The organism is Bacteroides zhangwenhongii (assembly GCF_009193325.2).
Taxonomy (GTDB): domain Bacteria; phylum Bacteroidota; class Bacteroidia; order Bacteroidales; family Bacteroidaceae; genus Bacteroides; species Bacteroides zhangwenhongii.
The window spans coordinates 4,011,822-4,027,382 of the sequence record NZ_CP059856.1; the positions used below are offsets into that span (position 1 = coordinate 4,011,822).

8 protein-coding genes are annotated in these 15,561 nt (G+C 43.0%); 6 read left to right on the forward strand and 2 right to left on the reverse strand.

Annotated elements, in window-relative coordinates:
* Positions 1-9 precede the first annotated feature (9 nt).
* From GD630_RS15960 to GD630_RS15980, 5 genes are all read left to right on the forward strand, one after another.
* Complete coding sequence (locus GD630_RS15960; protein ID WP_143867303.1) at positions 10-1,683, forward strand: PKD-like family lipoprotein; 1,674 nt, start codon at positions 10-12, stop codon at positions 1,681-1,683.
* 18 nt (positions 1,684-1,701) lie between these two features.
* Positions 1,702-4,044 (forward strand): zinc-dependent metalloprotease, encoded by a 2,343-nt coding sequence (locus GD630_RS15965; protein ID WP_143867300.1) that lies wholly within the window; start codon positions 1,702-1,704, stop codon positions 4,042-4,044.
* Positions 4,041-6,074, forward strand: coding sequence for a DUF5117 and DUF5118 domain-containing protein (locus GD630_RS15970; RefSeq protein WP_143867297.1), 2,034 nt, complete (start codon positions 4,041-4,043; stop codon positions 6,072-6,074). Before GD630_RS15965 ends, GD630_RS15970 begins: the two co-directional genes overlap by 4 nt.
* An 80-nt stretch (positions 6,075-6,154) precedes the next feature.
* A complete protein-coding gene (locus GD630_RS15975; RefSeq protein WP_143867295.1) occupies positions 6,155-6,928 on the forward strand; it encodes a radical SAM protein in 774 nt (257 codons plus the stop codon).
* A gap of 226 nt (positions 6,929-7,154) precedes the next feature.
* The gene (locus GD630_RS15980; RefSeq protein ID WP_143867292.1) at positions 7,155-11,036 is read left to right on the forward strand and encodes a TIM-barrel domain-containing protein; all 3,882 of its coding nucleotides are present in this window, start codon (positions 7,155-7,157) and stop codon (positions 11,034-11,036) included.
* Between the two features lie 529 nt (positions 11,037-11,565).
* On the opposite strand, the gene GD630_RS15985 is transcribed toward GD630_RS15980, so the two are convergent.
* Together GD630_RS15985 and GD630_RS15990 are read right to left on the reverse strand one after the other, a co-directional pair.
* Positions 11,566-12,999: a sialate O-acetylesterase gene (locus GD630_RS15985; protein WP_143867290.1), complete on the reverse strand. Its 1,434-nt coding sequence runs from the start codon at positions 12,997-12,999 to the stop codon at positions 11,566-11,568.
* 20 nt (positions 13,000-13,019) lie between these two features.
* On the reverse strand, positions 13,020-14,699 hold the full coding sequence (locus GD630_RS15990; protein WP_143867288.1) for a SulP family inorganic anion transporter: 1,680 nt from the start codon (positions 14,697-14,699) through the stop codon (positions 13,020-13,022).
* 246 nt (positions 14,700-14,945) lie between these two features.
* On the opposite strand from GD630_RS15990, the gene rbr reads away from it, so the two are divergent.
* Positions 14,946-15,524, forward strand: a complete 579-nt coding sequence (gene rbr / locus GD630_RS15995) for a rubrerythrin (RefSeq protein WP_005676804.1) — start codon at positions 14,946-14,948, stop codon at positions 15,522-15,524.
* Positions 15,525-15,561 lie beyond the last annotated feature (37 nt).

A 15,561-nucleotide genomic window follows, 5' to 3' on the forward strand; every position in this document is an offset into this window, starting at 1 on the left:
GAAACTATTATGAAAAAGTATATCATCTATATAATAAGTTTTGTTGTAGTAGCTTTGTTGCAGATAAGCTGCTATGATGATAAAGGGGATTATGATTATCATGAAGTGAATTCAATGGAAGTCAAAATACCTGAAACAAAGTTACGTATGCCGAAAGACGAAGCGGTGGAAGTATCTATTGTACCGGAGATTTCTCAAACGTTAGAGCAGAATGAAGCCAATCTTGTATTTCAATGGAAAAAGACCAAGAAAGGAGTAAAGGCCGGTTCGGAAAGAATGATCGATTATGAAGATTATTCTGTAGGAAAAGAATGTAAGATAACGGTTGAACCCTATGAATCAGAAAATATAGGTTTAATGGTAGTGGTTACAGATAGGAAGAACGGAACAACTTGGTATCAGACTGGGGAAGTTGCTATTATTCGACCTTTAAATCCTTGTTGGTTTATATTACAAGAAAAGGAAGAAAGTGGTATATTAGGAGCTATCGAAGGTACTCCAGAGGGGTATTATGTTTATTCTGATGTATTTAAGTCGGAATTGAATCAGGCTTTTCCACTTAGTGGAAAACCTTTGGCTGTTAGTGCAAGAAAAAATTATGGAAATTCGAAGTTGAAAGATATGTTATCTTTTTTGGGCTTTAAGGTAATTCCGGCATTGATGTTAGTCACAGATTGTGATTTGTCATTATTTACTCCGAGTACGTTGAAACCAATATACCGATCTGATAAAATACTTTTTGAACCGGTCAATGAGGGAGAATCTTTAAAGATTGAATTTTATAAAATGAGTACTCATGGCGAATTATTTGTGAATAATGGAAAGGCATATTGTGCTTTTATGGATGCTTTCTGCGTTCCATACTCAGTGAAAAGCGGTAACGAGTATCCTGCTATTTCCGCTTTTGGTTCTTATAAAGGTGGGTTGTTGTTTTTCGATAAAGTAAACCATTGTTTTCTTAATGCTTCTCTTCCTGGTACTTTTGATTATATGGGGAATCAGGCTACACAAAATATACGTAAGTTTGGAACTCCTTGGAGCGACCAAAAGCCGGTGAGCATTTATTCAATGGAAGATGATGCTAATGTTTTTGATCCGGATGCCATAGACCCGTCGTTACAAGTGAAAGATATAATTACCGGAGGAAGCTATGGCAATTATGCCTATGCTATCACTGCTCCTTTCAACGGAAAAGAACTCACGGTCTTTAAGTTTAGTGCGGATTGGGAAAATGAGGATCCTACTTGCGCTGCTAAATATACAATAGCTGTCCCTTCGGAGGTGGATGTAGAAACAGCTAAATTTGCTGCTTCTTATGCCTATACGGCAAATATCATATTTATGGCTTCCGGTAATAAATTGTATCGTATCAACCTTGACCGTGGGCAAGTGACAGAACTTTATGCTTATGAAGTCGATTCATCGGCACAAATTGCTAGTCTTAAATTTAAGGATCCCGAAAGTGTGAGAGAAGAAAATGATGGGGAAGCGGAGGGAGAATATAAGGAAAAATTAGGAATGTGTCTTGGGCTTGGTATCAATACAGGTGAGAAGGGGGTAGTTGTGGAAATACAGTTGACAATGGCAGGTGATATTTCTCGTGAAGAGAGAAGTATTTGTGTTTACGAAGATCCTAATCAGCCTATTGGTAAGATAGTGGATATCACTTACAATTATGAATAATGATATGTATTACTTCTTATGCTGAAAAGAATAATCAATATAGCAATGTCCGTCTTTGTTTGTACCTGTATGTACGGGCAGCAGCCGGACATTGCTGCTTTTCTTGAAAGAGAGTCATCTGCAAAAGATGACTTATCAACGGGAGAGAAATCTTCTGTGGAAGTCATTCCCGGTATGTTCACCACTTATCGCAATGGCGATCGCCTTTATTGGGAAGTACCCGATTCATTGCTGGGACGTGAGTTTGCTGTTACTACCACTATCTTGGCGGCTCCTGCCCGTCCCTATCGGGATATGGAGAAGAAGTTCGGTTATGCAGGCGATATGATAGGTCCTGTTTTCTTCAGTCTCCGCAAGCAGGGAAATGAATTGTGGATGGTAGACCCATTGAATGAAAGAATAGTAGAAGGTACTGCGGGAACATACGCTCGTATCGCTGCCCAGCGAGGAAATGACAGGCTCTATAAAGCGTTGCCTATTCGGGCAAAAAGTGAAAGAAGTTCATTGGTGGAAGTAGGTTCAATATTGAAAGACTTTCCTTTGTTTACGCTTGATATCGTATCTTTCGATTTGTCGATCGGTTCGCGTCAGAGGGATAAAGACCACATAAAAGAAATCACCGGTTATCGAGATCGTCTGTTGTTCCATATATCCCGTAAGTACGGAAGCTCATCGTTAAGACTGCCGGGACAGCCGGAAACTCCTTCTTATATAGGTGATTGGGATGCGGGATTGTGTATCCGTTTACTGTCCGAGCAACCTTTGGAGGCAGTCACGGCTGATGGCGGTTCTTATTTTGCTATTGGAAAAGAGGTCTTCGAGGGAGATAACCCTTCCCGTCGGAAAGCATTTATTAAACGGTGGCGGCTGGAAGTACGTCCCGAAGACAGAGAGAGGTATATGAAAGGGGAATTGGTGGAGCCTGTACAACCCATCATTTTCTATATAGACCGCAATACGCCTGAAAAGTATATTAACTGTATCGTTGAAGCCGTACGCGACTGGCAACCGGCTTTTGAACAGGCGGGTTTTAAGAATGCGATAGATGCGTGTCTGGCACCTACGGCAGAAGAAAATCCGGAGTTTAGTATCTATGACAGCAGCTATCCGTTCATTTCATGGAAGATATCCGGTCTGAACAATGCGTACGGCCCTACTCCTTGCGAATCCCGTTCGGGTGAGATTATCGCCTGCCACATCGGCATTTTCAGTAGTGTCTTGAATTTGGTACAGAAATGGTACTTTGCCCAATGCGGTGCCAATGATCCTCAAGCATGGGACATCGTATTGCCGGATTCTTTGCAATATGAACTTATCAAGCTGGTGCTGACTCATGAAGTAGGTCACACATTGGGACTGGAACACAACTTTCTGGGTAGTTCTCATTATTCCATAGAACAATTGCGGGATAATGAATTTCTGAACCGCAATGGGATAGGAACTTCCATCATGGATTATGTGCGTTGCAACTATGCGTTGCGGCCCGGCGATAAAGTCGACCTGAAGAACAGGCGTGTCCGTATTGGTAAATATGACAGATGGGCTATCGAATGGGGCTATCGGATATTTCAGGGAAAGGACGCTAGGGAAAGGGAAAAGAACAGAAGGTCATGGAATGAGAAACAGCAACAGAATCCTTTGCTACATTTTTCGGCAGGAGTAGATGTGGAGTCGCAGATGGAGGATTTAGGCAATGATCATGTCGCCATTAATGCGCAGGGAATAGAGAATCTGAAGTATATCTGTGCGCAGCCGGAGGCTTGGAGAGTGGCGGATAAAGTCTCTTTACACGTGCTGCAAGGACGTTATCAGTCTATCGTCCAGCATTATACAGATTGGGTTCGGCATGTCTTGTCGCATTTTGGCGGAAAGCGCCTTGCCGGTTTGGAGAATGATAATATCTACCTGCCGGAGAAAGCGGATTATAACCGGAAGGCTTTGAAGTTCGTGCAAACCTACTTCTTACAACCGCCAGTGTGGCTGTTTAACGAATCGCTCACTACTCCTTTGGAATTGAATGCCGCTAAAGAATTGGAACACTTTTATGAGGGACTGATGCCGGATTTGATACGTTCCCTTCGGAAAGTGGAGGAATCGGAGAATGCGTGTGAGGGTATGCTTTCGGTAGATGAATTTTTGCAGGGTGTACATGAGGGATTGTTTACGGAAAGGACGGACAGTACATCAGTGGATTCCGCTTTAGTGGATGCTGCAAAGCATAAGATACAGACACTGTATGTAAGTAGTTTGCTGAAACTGACGGAAAACCCGGAGAAGGTGCCTTCGTCCCGGTTATTGATAGCCGCGAGGCAGGCATTGAAGAAAATTAATAATGAGAAAGGGATAGAAAGAGATTTATGAAAAACAAAAGAGTACTATTCTTTATATTACTGTGTGTCGGTGCATTTGTGCAAGCACAGGAGACAGTCAGACCGTTTGAGGAGTTCTTCGTTGAAGGAATGAAAAAGATAGATGGAGTATTCCCCGTCTATGTGGCGGACGGAGAAGTATACTTGGAGATACCTTCCGAATATATCGGCCGTGAAATGCAAATCAGTGCGCAGATCGACAGAGGTTTTGATTTGCTCTGTCGTCCCGCCAATGGTTTGGGAGTGGTGCGTATCACCTCTCCTACTGAAGGAACTGTCTGCTTCCAGCAGCCGTTTTATATGGAACGTATACTAGATACGGAAAGTGTTTATCAGCAGGCTTTTTCATTGTCCAATGTACAGCCGGAGGGAATCAGCCATTCGGTAGTGTCCTATTCCGGAGAGCGGGGAGCTATCATTCGGATCACGGAATATCTGCTGAATGGAGACGAATGGTTCAGTTATCAGTATAGTTTTATTCGTTCGCTCGTTCCCGCCTTGTCCGAAGTGGTGAGAATACATCCTTTTGATGAGGGAGTATCATTCACTGTAAAGCGCTATCATGGAGTGGAGGCGGAAAGATATATGTATTCTAGTTCGGCAATAGTACTGCCTGATGGCAGTATGCCTCTGGAAGTGACTTGTGTGCTCCGTCTGCTTCCGCAGAAGAAGGACAGGATTCGTTTGGCGGATAACAGAATACCTTACCGTACCTTACATTTTAAAGATTATTCGCAAGATCCTTATTGTATGGTGGAAGACTCGTTGATTCTTCGTTGGGATTTGGCAAAGCCGCTAACCTTTTATGTGGACACGCTTTTCCCGCAAGAATATTTCAAGGCGGTGAAGTCGGGAGTAGAAGCGTGGAACGGAGCATTCCGCAAAGCGGGGTTACGTCATCCGGTTTTGCAGGTAAAATACGCTGACCGTAGAGTTGTGTCGGCGGAGCAATCTGCCTTTATCTCTTATGACTTACGAATGCCGGGAGTGAAAAGTAGCTTGACTCATCATCCCCGAACAGGAGAGATTCTCTCATGTCGACTGAACATAGGGCATGGTTTTATGAAGGGGCTGCTGGATAATTACCTATTGACGTGCGGTGCAACTGATTCACGTATTCGGACAGACCGCTACTCAAAGGAAGTTGCAAAAGAGTTGTTGCAGAACGAAGTGGCCAAAGAGGTCGGGCACTTGTTGGGATTGAGTGAAGTACGTTCAAAAGCAGTGTGTAATGGACCTTTGAAAGTTGGAGAAGAAGATGAACGGGCTATTTATTTCGGTTATGTTCCTTTGAAAGGTACCGGGAATTGCTATGATGAGCGTGAGAAACTTCGTCGTTGGCTGGGAGATTTCCATGCTGTTGAGAGGCCGGAAGATTATGCAGTGAAGATCGTTCATCTACAGACGATACTTAGTCAGTTGGATAAGATTGTGTACAAAGAAAAAGTAGCTCGGAAAAGTAGCTCGTTACGCGAGCTTTATAGAAAAGCCATTCAGTTGTATGCTTCTTATTTGGCGGGGATTGCTGAAAATATCCGTGAGGGACAACCTGCTGAAGTACAACATCAGGCAATGATGAATTTAGACAAATATTTGTTCCATCCGACCCTTGAAATGGAGTGTGATTATGTGAAGGCGAATTTGTTGGAAAACAGAAATGATTTGCTATATCCTGAGGTGAGGAAACTATTCAAACGGTTACTGCAAAAGAATTATATCCGATGTGGCTATCCGGAGTTTTTCCAAGACCTGTATAAAGGATTATTTAATGGATTCAATTCGGAGTTAACGATCAGTTATGCACAGTTGGATATTCAGTTGCTGTGTTTGGAAGCGTGGTTAGATGTTGTGCGTGGGGCTTCCGGTGAACATAAGTATGCGACTGGCTGTTTGGAGAATGAGCTACACGGCTTGTATGGCAAGTTAAAAGAACTTAGCGTTACTCATTCACAGATGGAAGTCCGTGAACTATATTTACTCTTTTTGCAAAGGATAGAGCAGTATTTTCGTTCCGTTTCGTAAATGTTTTGTAAGTTTTGAGTTATCTTTGTCGTACTTAATGAAGTGAGTAGTAACTGAAAGAAGTAAATTATAACAGAAAGATGACTATTATTTTTCCTTCACCCATCTTCGGTCCTATACATTCCCGCCGCTTGGGTGTTTCTTTGGGAATCAATTTATTGCCGGATGACGGTAAAGTTTGTTCGTTCGACTGCATCTATTGTGAATGCGGCTTCAATGCCGAACACCGTACAAAGAAACATCTTCCAACCCGTGAAGAAGTCCGTGCGGTTCTTGAAGAGAAGTTGAGGGATATGCAGGCAAATGGTCCTGCGCCCGATGTATTGACTTTTGCCGGAAACGGAGAACCTACTGCGCATCCTCATTTTCCGGAGATCATAGAAGATACACTCGCACTTCGCGACAAGTATTTCCCAAATGCGAAAGTCAGTGTATTGAGTAATTCTACATTTATTGATCGTCCTGCCGTGTTCGAAGCATTGAATAAGGTAGATAATAATATTCTGAAACTGGATACAGTGGATGAAGAATATATCCATCTGTTGGACCGTCCTAATGGAAAATACTCTGTGAGAAAAATCATCGAAAAGATGAAAGAGTTCAAAGGAAACTGTATCGTACAAACGATGTTTCTGAAAGGAGGTTATCAGGGAAAGGACATGAATAATACATCTGATAAATATGTGCTTCCCTGGATAGAAGCGGTGAAAGAAATCGCTCCCCGTCAAGTGATGACTTATACGATTGATCGGGAAACACCCGACCATGATCTGCAGAAGGCTACACATGAGGAATTAGACCGTATTGTGGCTTTACTGGAGAAAGAAGGGATTCCGGCAACAGCTTCTTATTAGTGTTTTTTCAGACGTTTACAGCCTACGTACTACGGATAATGCTTATAACTATTTATTGCATTCATCCGTAGTACGTAGGCTTTTTTGGGGGGGAATAGTGAAAAAAAGTAATAAGAATGAAGAATATTTAAAAAAAACGGTGTAAAGTTAGGGTTGCAAAGCAGAAGTGGGTATTTATCATTGTATAGCGGTAAGTAATCTTATGTCTAATTCTAAATGAGTAAATATGAAAAACAGCCATTCTCTCTGTTCGCGGTATCTTAGATTTATCGTATTGCTATCAGTCTTATATCCCATTTCCAGTCTTTCTATACAAGTATTCGGAAAGTCAGACAGAAATAATATTTCTCTTGCAAGTGTTCGGCAGACTTCGGGAATCCTTCGTGCGGAAAAGATGAATCCCACAACGGTAGATGTGTTGTTTGCCAATAATCAGCGGATGATAATCGATTTTTATGGAGAGAATATCTTCCGTGTTTTTCAGGATAACTCCGGAGGCGTCATTCGTGATCCCGAAGCCAAACCGGAAGCACGGATACTTGTCGACCACCCCCGCCGTAAAGTTTCCGGTTTGACGGTAGACGAGAAAGAAGGCCGTATCATTCTTACTACAGGAAAAGTAAGGGTTGAACTGGACAAACAGACGGCTCTGATGAAAGTTTTTAATCTTGAAACGAACGTATGTGTCATTGAGCAAACTGCCCCAGTGGTATTCAGTTCGAAAGAAGTGACCGTAACTTTGAAAGGACAACCGGACGAGTATTTTTATGGTGGCGGTGTGCAAAACGGACGCTTCTCCCACAAAGGCAAAGTGATAGCTATTGAAAACCAAAACAGCTGGACAGACGGAGGAGTCGCTTCCCCTTGTCCTTTCTATTGGTCGACAAAAGGCTACGGAATGATGTGGCACACCTTCAAAAAAGGACAATATGATTTTGGAGCGGCAGAAAAAAACGTAGTGAAACTATCTCACAATTCTTCTTACCTTGATTTATTTTATATGGTCAACGACGGAGCCGCTGCCTTGCTGAATGATTTTTACCAATTGACGGGAAATCCCGTGCTGTTGCCCAAATTCGGTTTTTATGAAGGACATCTCAACGCCTATAACCGCGACTATTGGAAAGAGGATGAGAAAGGAATTCTTTTTGAGGACGGAAAACGTTATAAGGAAAGTCAGAAAGACAATGGTGGCGTCAAGGAATCTTTGAACGGTGAAAAAAACAATTACCAGTTTTCGGCACGTGCCGTTATTGACCGTTACAGGAATCATGATATGCCGCTCGGCTGGCTGTTGCCGAATGATGGTTACGGAGCCGGTTACGGACAGACGGAGACGCTGGACGGCAATATCGCCAACCTGAAAAGCCTGGGTGAATATGCCCGTAGGAACGGAGTGGAAATCGGACTTTGGACACAGTCCGACCTGCATCCCAAAGAAGGCGTGAGTGCTCTGTTGCAACGTGACATCGTGAAGGAAGTCCGTGATGCAGGCGTACGCGTACTCAAGACCGACGTGGCTTGGGTAGGGGCCGGATACTCCTTCGGACTGAACGGTGTAGCCGATGTAGGACACATCATGCCTTATTATGGCAACGATGCCCGTCCTTTCATTATTTCACTCGACGGCTGGGCAGGAACGCAACGTTACGCAGGCATCTGGTCCGGCGACCAGACCGGTGGTGTATGGGAATATATCCGTTTCCATATACCGACTTACATCGGTTCCGGCCTTTCCGGGCAACCCAATATTTGTTCGGATATGGACGGTATCTTTGGCGGCAAAAATGAAACAGTCAATATTCGTGATTTCCAATGGAAGACATTTACCCCCATGCAGTTGAATATGGATGGCTGGGGAGCCAATGAAAAGTACCCCCATGCTTTAGGCGAACCGGCCACTTCCATCAACCGAATGTACTTGAAGCTGAAATCCGAATTAATCCCCTACACATATAGCTTCGCCAAAGAAGCGGTAGATGGAATGCCGCTTATCCGCGCCATGTTCCTTGATTATCCGAATGCGTATACATACGGGCCTGCCACGCAGTATCAATTCATGTATGGCACGGACTTCCTCGTGGCTCCCGTCTACCGGAACACTAAGGCGGATGGGAAAGGCAATGATATCCGTGACGGTATCTACCTGCCCGAAGGCATTTGGATTGATTACTTCACCGGCGAGAAGTATGAAGGTAACTGTATTCTCAACAACTTCGATACTCCCATTTGGAAACTTCCCGTGTTTGTGAAGCATGGTTCTATCATTCCGATGACTCATCCTCATAATAATGTCAGCGAGATAGATCCGTCTCTCCGCATCTATGAGTTCTACCCGAACCGTCATACCGCAACTGTGGAGTATGATGATGACGGTGTGACAGAGGCGTATCGGCAAGGAAAATCGGTATCTACCCTAATCGAGTCTAATGTAAACGCCAAGAAAGGCAATCTTACGATTACCATCCATCCGTCATCCGGAAGTTTTGACGGTTTTGTGAAAGATAAAAGGACGGAGTTGCGTATCAACGTTACCGGGAAACCGAAGAAATTGTCCGCCAAGCTGAACGGTAAGACGATTAAATTAAAAGAGGTAAGCACTGCCGGTGATTTTCTGAAGGGTGAAAACGTCTTTTGGTATGAGGAAACTCCGAATCTGAATAAGTTTGCCACAAAAGGCAGTGAATTTGAGAAAGTGGTTATTACCAAGAATCCGCAGCTACGTGTAAGATTGGCTGCTGCGGACATCACTGCCAATCAGCTTGTAGTGAATGTGAGCGGCTTCTGTTATGAACCTATTGACCGCTATCGTGTAAGCATGGGAACCTTAGCTGTCCCGCAAAATGCACAGGTAACGGAGGAAAACCGAGAAGCTTACACATTGAAGCCTACATGGGATAAAGTAGCTAATGCCGACTTCTATGAAATAGAGTTTAACGGGATGCTTTATACGACTATCCGCAACACTTACCTGCTGTTTGAAGGGCTGGAAGCCGAAACTCCTTATTCTTTCAAAGTACGTGCAGTCAACAAGGACGGTGTTTCCGATTGGGCTGAATTTAATACTACAACGAAGTCAAATCCTCTGGAATTTGCCATCCATGGTATTGAAGGTGAATGTACTTTCCCGGAACAGGAGGGATTCGGTGTTAACCGCTTGTTCGACTTTGCCGAATCTGGTGATAACTGGCATACGAAGTACAGTGCCAACGCTATTCCTTTGGATTTGATAATTGATCTCAAAACTGTTAATCAGCTTGATAAGTTTCATTATCTGCCTCGTACGGATGCCGGAAACGGTACACTACTGAAGGGCTCTGTCTCTTACAGTATGGATAAGGAACATTGGACGGAAGCCGGAGCGTTCGATTGGAAGCGGAATGGTGAAGTGAAAGTATTTGAATTTAGTACTCATCCTACCGCACGTTATATCAAAATCAATGTAACGGCAGGTGTGGGCAATTATGCTTCCGGTCGTGAACTTTATGTATTCAGAGTACCCGGAACAGCCAGCTATCTGCAAGGAGATATCAATAATGACGGTAAGATCGACCGTAACGACCTTACTTCTTATATGAACTATACGGGTTTGCGTCGTGGGGATTCAGATTACGAAGGTTATATTAGTAAAGGAGATATTAACATGAATGATTTGATAGATGCTTATGATATTTCTGTGGTAGCTACCCAGCTTGATGGTGGTATTGGCGAGAGAGATACGGTGAAAGTATCCGGTTCTCTATCCATCAGTACTCCGAAGCGTTTGTATCAGAAAGATGAAATCGTGGAAGTCCGTGTGAAAGGTGATGGACTCCAAGCGGTGAATGCACTTAGCTTTGCATTGCCCTACGACCAGAATGATTACGAATTTGTAGGTGTAGAACCATTGAACATGAAAGCGATGGAAAATTTGACTAACGACCGTCTCCATACCAGTGGGGTGAAAGCTCTCTATCCTACCTTTGTCAATATCGGTAAACAAGAGGTATTGAAAGGTTCGGAAGATCTCTTTATCCTAAAACTGAAGGCAAAACGTAAAGTGAAGTTTGAATTAACTTTGAAGGACGGAATGTTAGTGGATAAACAACTGAGGACGTACCGATTTTAAAAGCTAAATCTCTTTTAGCGCTCTAATAGATAGAACTTTGAAATGTTCTTTATAAAATCATTTTCCGTATGAGAGTGTGTTTTATAAAGAACATTTCTATATTTTCATTTATTCATAAGGTAGCATTCGTAGTTTCTTCTGCATAGATTAATAACTTCTCCCCATCAGTTAATCAATTCTTCTATATGTATTCGTTGAATGCACTTGAGCAGCTGTCTTGTTACATAAGTGCAACAAGGCGGCTGCTCAAGTCTGTTCGGGAGAATGCACAAGTGCAAACAAAGATATAAATATGGGGAGCAATATGCCAGTAAATAACATATTGCAAAAAATGCAGTTTTCTCACGGAAAAAAGCAAAAACAACCTATTGTTTTCTGTGAACTTTTCTTAAAATAAGGGCCTTTTTAGGGTTAAGTAATTGATTATTAGTTCTGTGACATTTTTGTTTTTCCCCCTATAATACTTAAAATAAGAGCAAAAATGTGGCGGATGGTTTTTCCTCCTTGTTTCACATAACTTTTCTGTTCTTTATTTCACATCATCCCATGTATCTGTTCTGAATGGGAAAGCACTCAATCCGAAAGTATTCCGTAAGGTAATATTGCCTACATAATTGCGGAAAGCATATCGTACGGCTATCGGTTGAGAGACCTGTTCGCTTTGTACTTCTACCTTGTTGCTACGTCCTACAACCTTAGCTTTTGCCGGATAGAATTTTTTGTCAGCTCCTGCTATTTCGAATCCTTCCAATTGTTCGAACGTGGGGAATAGTCCGGCACGAGCATTGTCGAATGCTACTATTGCTTTGCCGTCAGTATATTCCACGTTAGTCATCATAGGTCCGGTGGATGGCAGTTTGCGTACTCCGTAAGTTTGAGTTAATGCAAGAGTTGCAAGGCGGAGACCTACCGGTTCTTTTTGGGAAGGATGGATACAGAACTCATTGCCGATATCTGTGGTAGGAACAATACCGGAGTTTGGGATTGTTTTCAATGCGTTCACTTGAGCTTCGCGCAGTAAGGCAGCTTCTATATCACGACTGTTCTTATATTTATAAGGGGCAATCTGAACGTAATAGAAGGGCATATCCGGTGCTTCCCATACATTACGCCAAAGCTGTACCATAGCTGTCATCATCGGAGCATAGAACTGATAGTTGGATATGTTCGATTCTCCTTGATACCAAAGGAATCCACGTGCAGTGAAATTCTTGACAGGCCATAACATCAAGTTGTATAAACATTCCAAGCGTTGGCGTACATCCCGTTTCGGACTTTTGGCAGCTTCTATATTCATGCCTTCGATGGTACTTAATGTTTGTTCGTCCATCCATGCTTCGATTGCCGAACCTCCCCAACTGTTGATAACCAATCCTACCGGAAGATTGAGACTTTGGGTTAGCTGCTTGGCAAAGAAATAGCCTGTGGCACTGCAATCAATAGTTGTTTCCGGTGAAGATACTTCCCATTTTTTTCCTTCGAAATCTGTCCGCTTTTGAATGTCTTTGATTCTTGGTACGGTGATAAAGCGGATACGATCACGATAGTTGCCTGCATTCAGAATCGTTTCGAGCGAGTTGTCAACAGGTTGTGCTGAATTTCCCATCATGCGCATTTCCATATTCGACTGGCCGGAGCAGATCCACACTTCTCCAATCAGTATATCCGAAAGAGTGACTGGAGTTCCATCACTGATTGTTATGGAATAAGGAGTATATCCTCCGGCAGGAGTGTCTACTTTTACCAGCCAGTTTCCGTCTTTATCGGTAGATGTCCGATAAGTCCGGTTATTCCATGAAGTGGTGATAGTTACCTTTTTACCGTCTGCCCGACCCCATAGTTTTACGGAACTATTTTGTTGGAGTACCATGTGGTCTCCCATCATTGCAGGAAGTTTAACTTTACCTTGTGCAAAAGGGAGAAATAACAGTAGTAAGGCGGGAATTAAAAGCTGTCTTTTCATGTTATTATTAGATAAGATTATTACTCTACAATTTCTTTCGCTCTGTCCAATGCTACATTGATATTCGGACAGATATTTTCCTCTCCCAATAGTTCATAGAACCCGGATTTCTCCAATACTTTATGAACTTTCTCGTTGACTCCGGAAAGGATAACGGTAATCTTCTCCTTCTGCGACATTTCACAAAGAGTGGTCAGGTTATGGATACCCGTAGAGTCGATAAACGGAACTTTACGCATACGGATGATACGTACTTTCGGACGGTCACCCAATTGCGCCATCGTTTCTTCGAACTTCGTGGCGATGCCAAAGAAGTAAGGACCGTTGATTTCATATACTTCCACTCCTTTGGGGATTATCAGATTCTCTTCGTGTACAGCGATATCGAGCTCCGAGTTCGGATCAATCTCGTCCGTGATAACAGAAATCTCGGTAGTCTCCATAACACGCTTCATAAAGAGTACACAAGCGATGATAAGTCCGATTTCGATGGCAACTGTCAAGTCGAAGATAACAGTAAGGAAGAATGTGATCAGAAGTACCGTTACATCCGATTTTGGATTTTTCAGTAAAGCCTTGAATACGCGCCATCCGCTCATATTATAGGAAACGATGACCAATACTCCGGCAAGGCATGCCATCGGGATATATTGCGCAAGCGGCATTAGGAAGAGAAGAATCAGCAGCAGGACGACTGCATGGATGATTCCGGCTATCGGTGTCTTACCTCCGTTGTTGATATTTGTCATAGTACGGGCAATGGCTCCGGTAGCGGGGATACCGCCAAACAAAGGAGCTACGATATTCGCTGCACCTTGTGCAATCAGTTCTGTGTTGGAATCGTGGCGGTCGCCTATCACACCATCGGCAACGGTGGCGGACAACAGTGATTCGATAGCTCCCAACACGGCAATCGTGACGGCAACCGGGAATAAGTTTTTAATGGCTTCCCAATTCAATGTGGGTACAACGGCATCGGGTAGCTCGGAATTGATTGTAAAGCGGTCGCCAATGGTTGGGATGCAGTCAATTCCGCCGTACATCTTCATCAGGTAAACGACAACTGTCACCACGATGATAGCAATCAGTGAGCCGGGAATTTTCTTGGAAAACTTGGGTGAGATGGCGATGATGATGATACTGATAATGCTTACGATGGTATTCCACCAGTTCACCGTGTCGAAATGGCGGAAATAAATCAACCATTTTCCAATAAAGTCACCCGGAACTTTCTCGTCTCCAAACGACAGGCCGAAGATATCGGCTATCTGTGTGGTGAAGATGGTCACAGCGATACCACTGGTGAAACCTACGATAATCGGGTAAGGAATGAACTTGATAACGGCTCCTAGCTTGAATACTCCTAATAATATAAGGAGAACACCTGCCATGAGCGTTGCTACAATCAGTCCGGCCTCTCCATATTGTTGGATGATTCCGTAGATGATGACGATAAAAGCACCTGTCGGTCCGCCGATCTGGACTTTGCTTCCGCCCAGCAATGAGACGATAAATCCGGCAATAATAGCGGTAATGATACCCTTTTCGGGTGATACGCCCGAAGCAATACCAAAGGCAATGGCTAACGGCAACGCAACGATACCAACGATGATACCTGCCATCAAGTCTGCCATGAATGTTTCTTTTGAATAATTTTTTAGGCAAGAAACCAATTTAGGTTTGAATTCAAATAGTTTCATTTTCTATGAGTTGTTACGTGATCGTTTGTCTTTTGTAAAGTAGAGGTTGCAAAATTATATAAAATAATCGAAAGAAGTATGTTTCTCGACATACTATTTGATTTTTGATAGGTTTTATCAATGAGGGCATAGATTTTATTAATGAGAAAAGTAGGGCGTTTTATGAACAAATAGCTTATATTTGCGTTATAGATAATACGACAAGTTACGTGTGGTAATCAACCAATTTAAAATATAATAAGAATTATGGCTAAGAGTATTAAAGGAACTCAGACAGAGAAGAATCTGCTGACTTCATTCGCTGGAGAATCACAGGCAAGAATGCGTTACACTTATTTTGCAAGTGTGGCTAAAAAAGAAGGTTACGAACAGATTTCGGCTATTTTTACTGAAACGGCCGATCAGGAAAAGGAACATGCGAAACGTATGTTTAAGTTCCTGGAAGGTGGTATGGTAGAAATCACTGCCAGCTATCCGGCAGGTGTAATCGGTACTACACTCGAAAATCTTCGCGCTGCCGCTGCTGGTGAACACGAAGAATGGTCGCTGGATTATCCTCATTTCGCAGATGTGGCAGAACAGGAAGGTTTCCCGATGATTGCCGCTATGTATCGTAATATTTCTATTGCTGAGAAAGGTCACGAAGAAAGATATCTTGCTTTCGTGAACAATATCGAGAATATGACTGTATTCGCTAAAGAAGGTGAAGTAGTATGGCAATGCCGTAACTGCGGTTATATCACTGTAGGTAAGGAAGCTCCGGAAGTTTGCCCGGCTTGTTTGCACCCGCAGGCTTACTTCGAAGTGAAGAAGGAAAACTATTAAAAGAGGATTTCTGATTAGAAGATAGTTGGTTCCACGT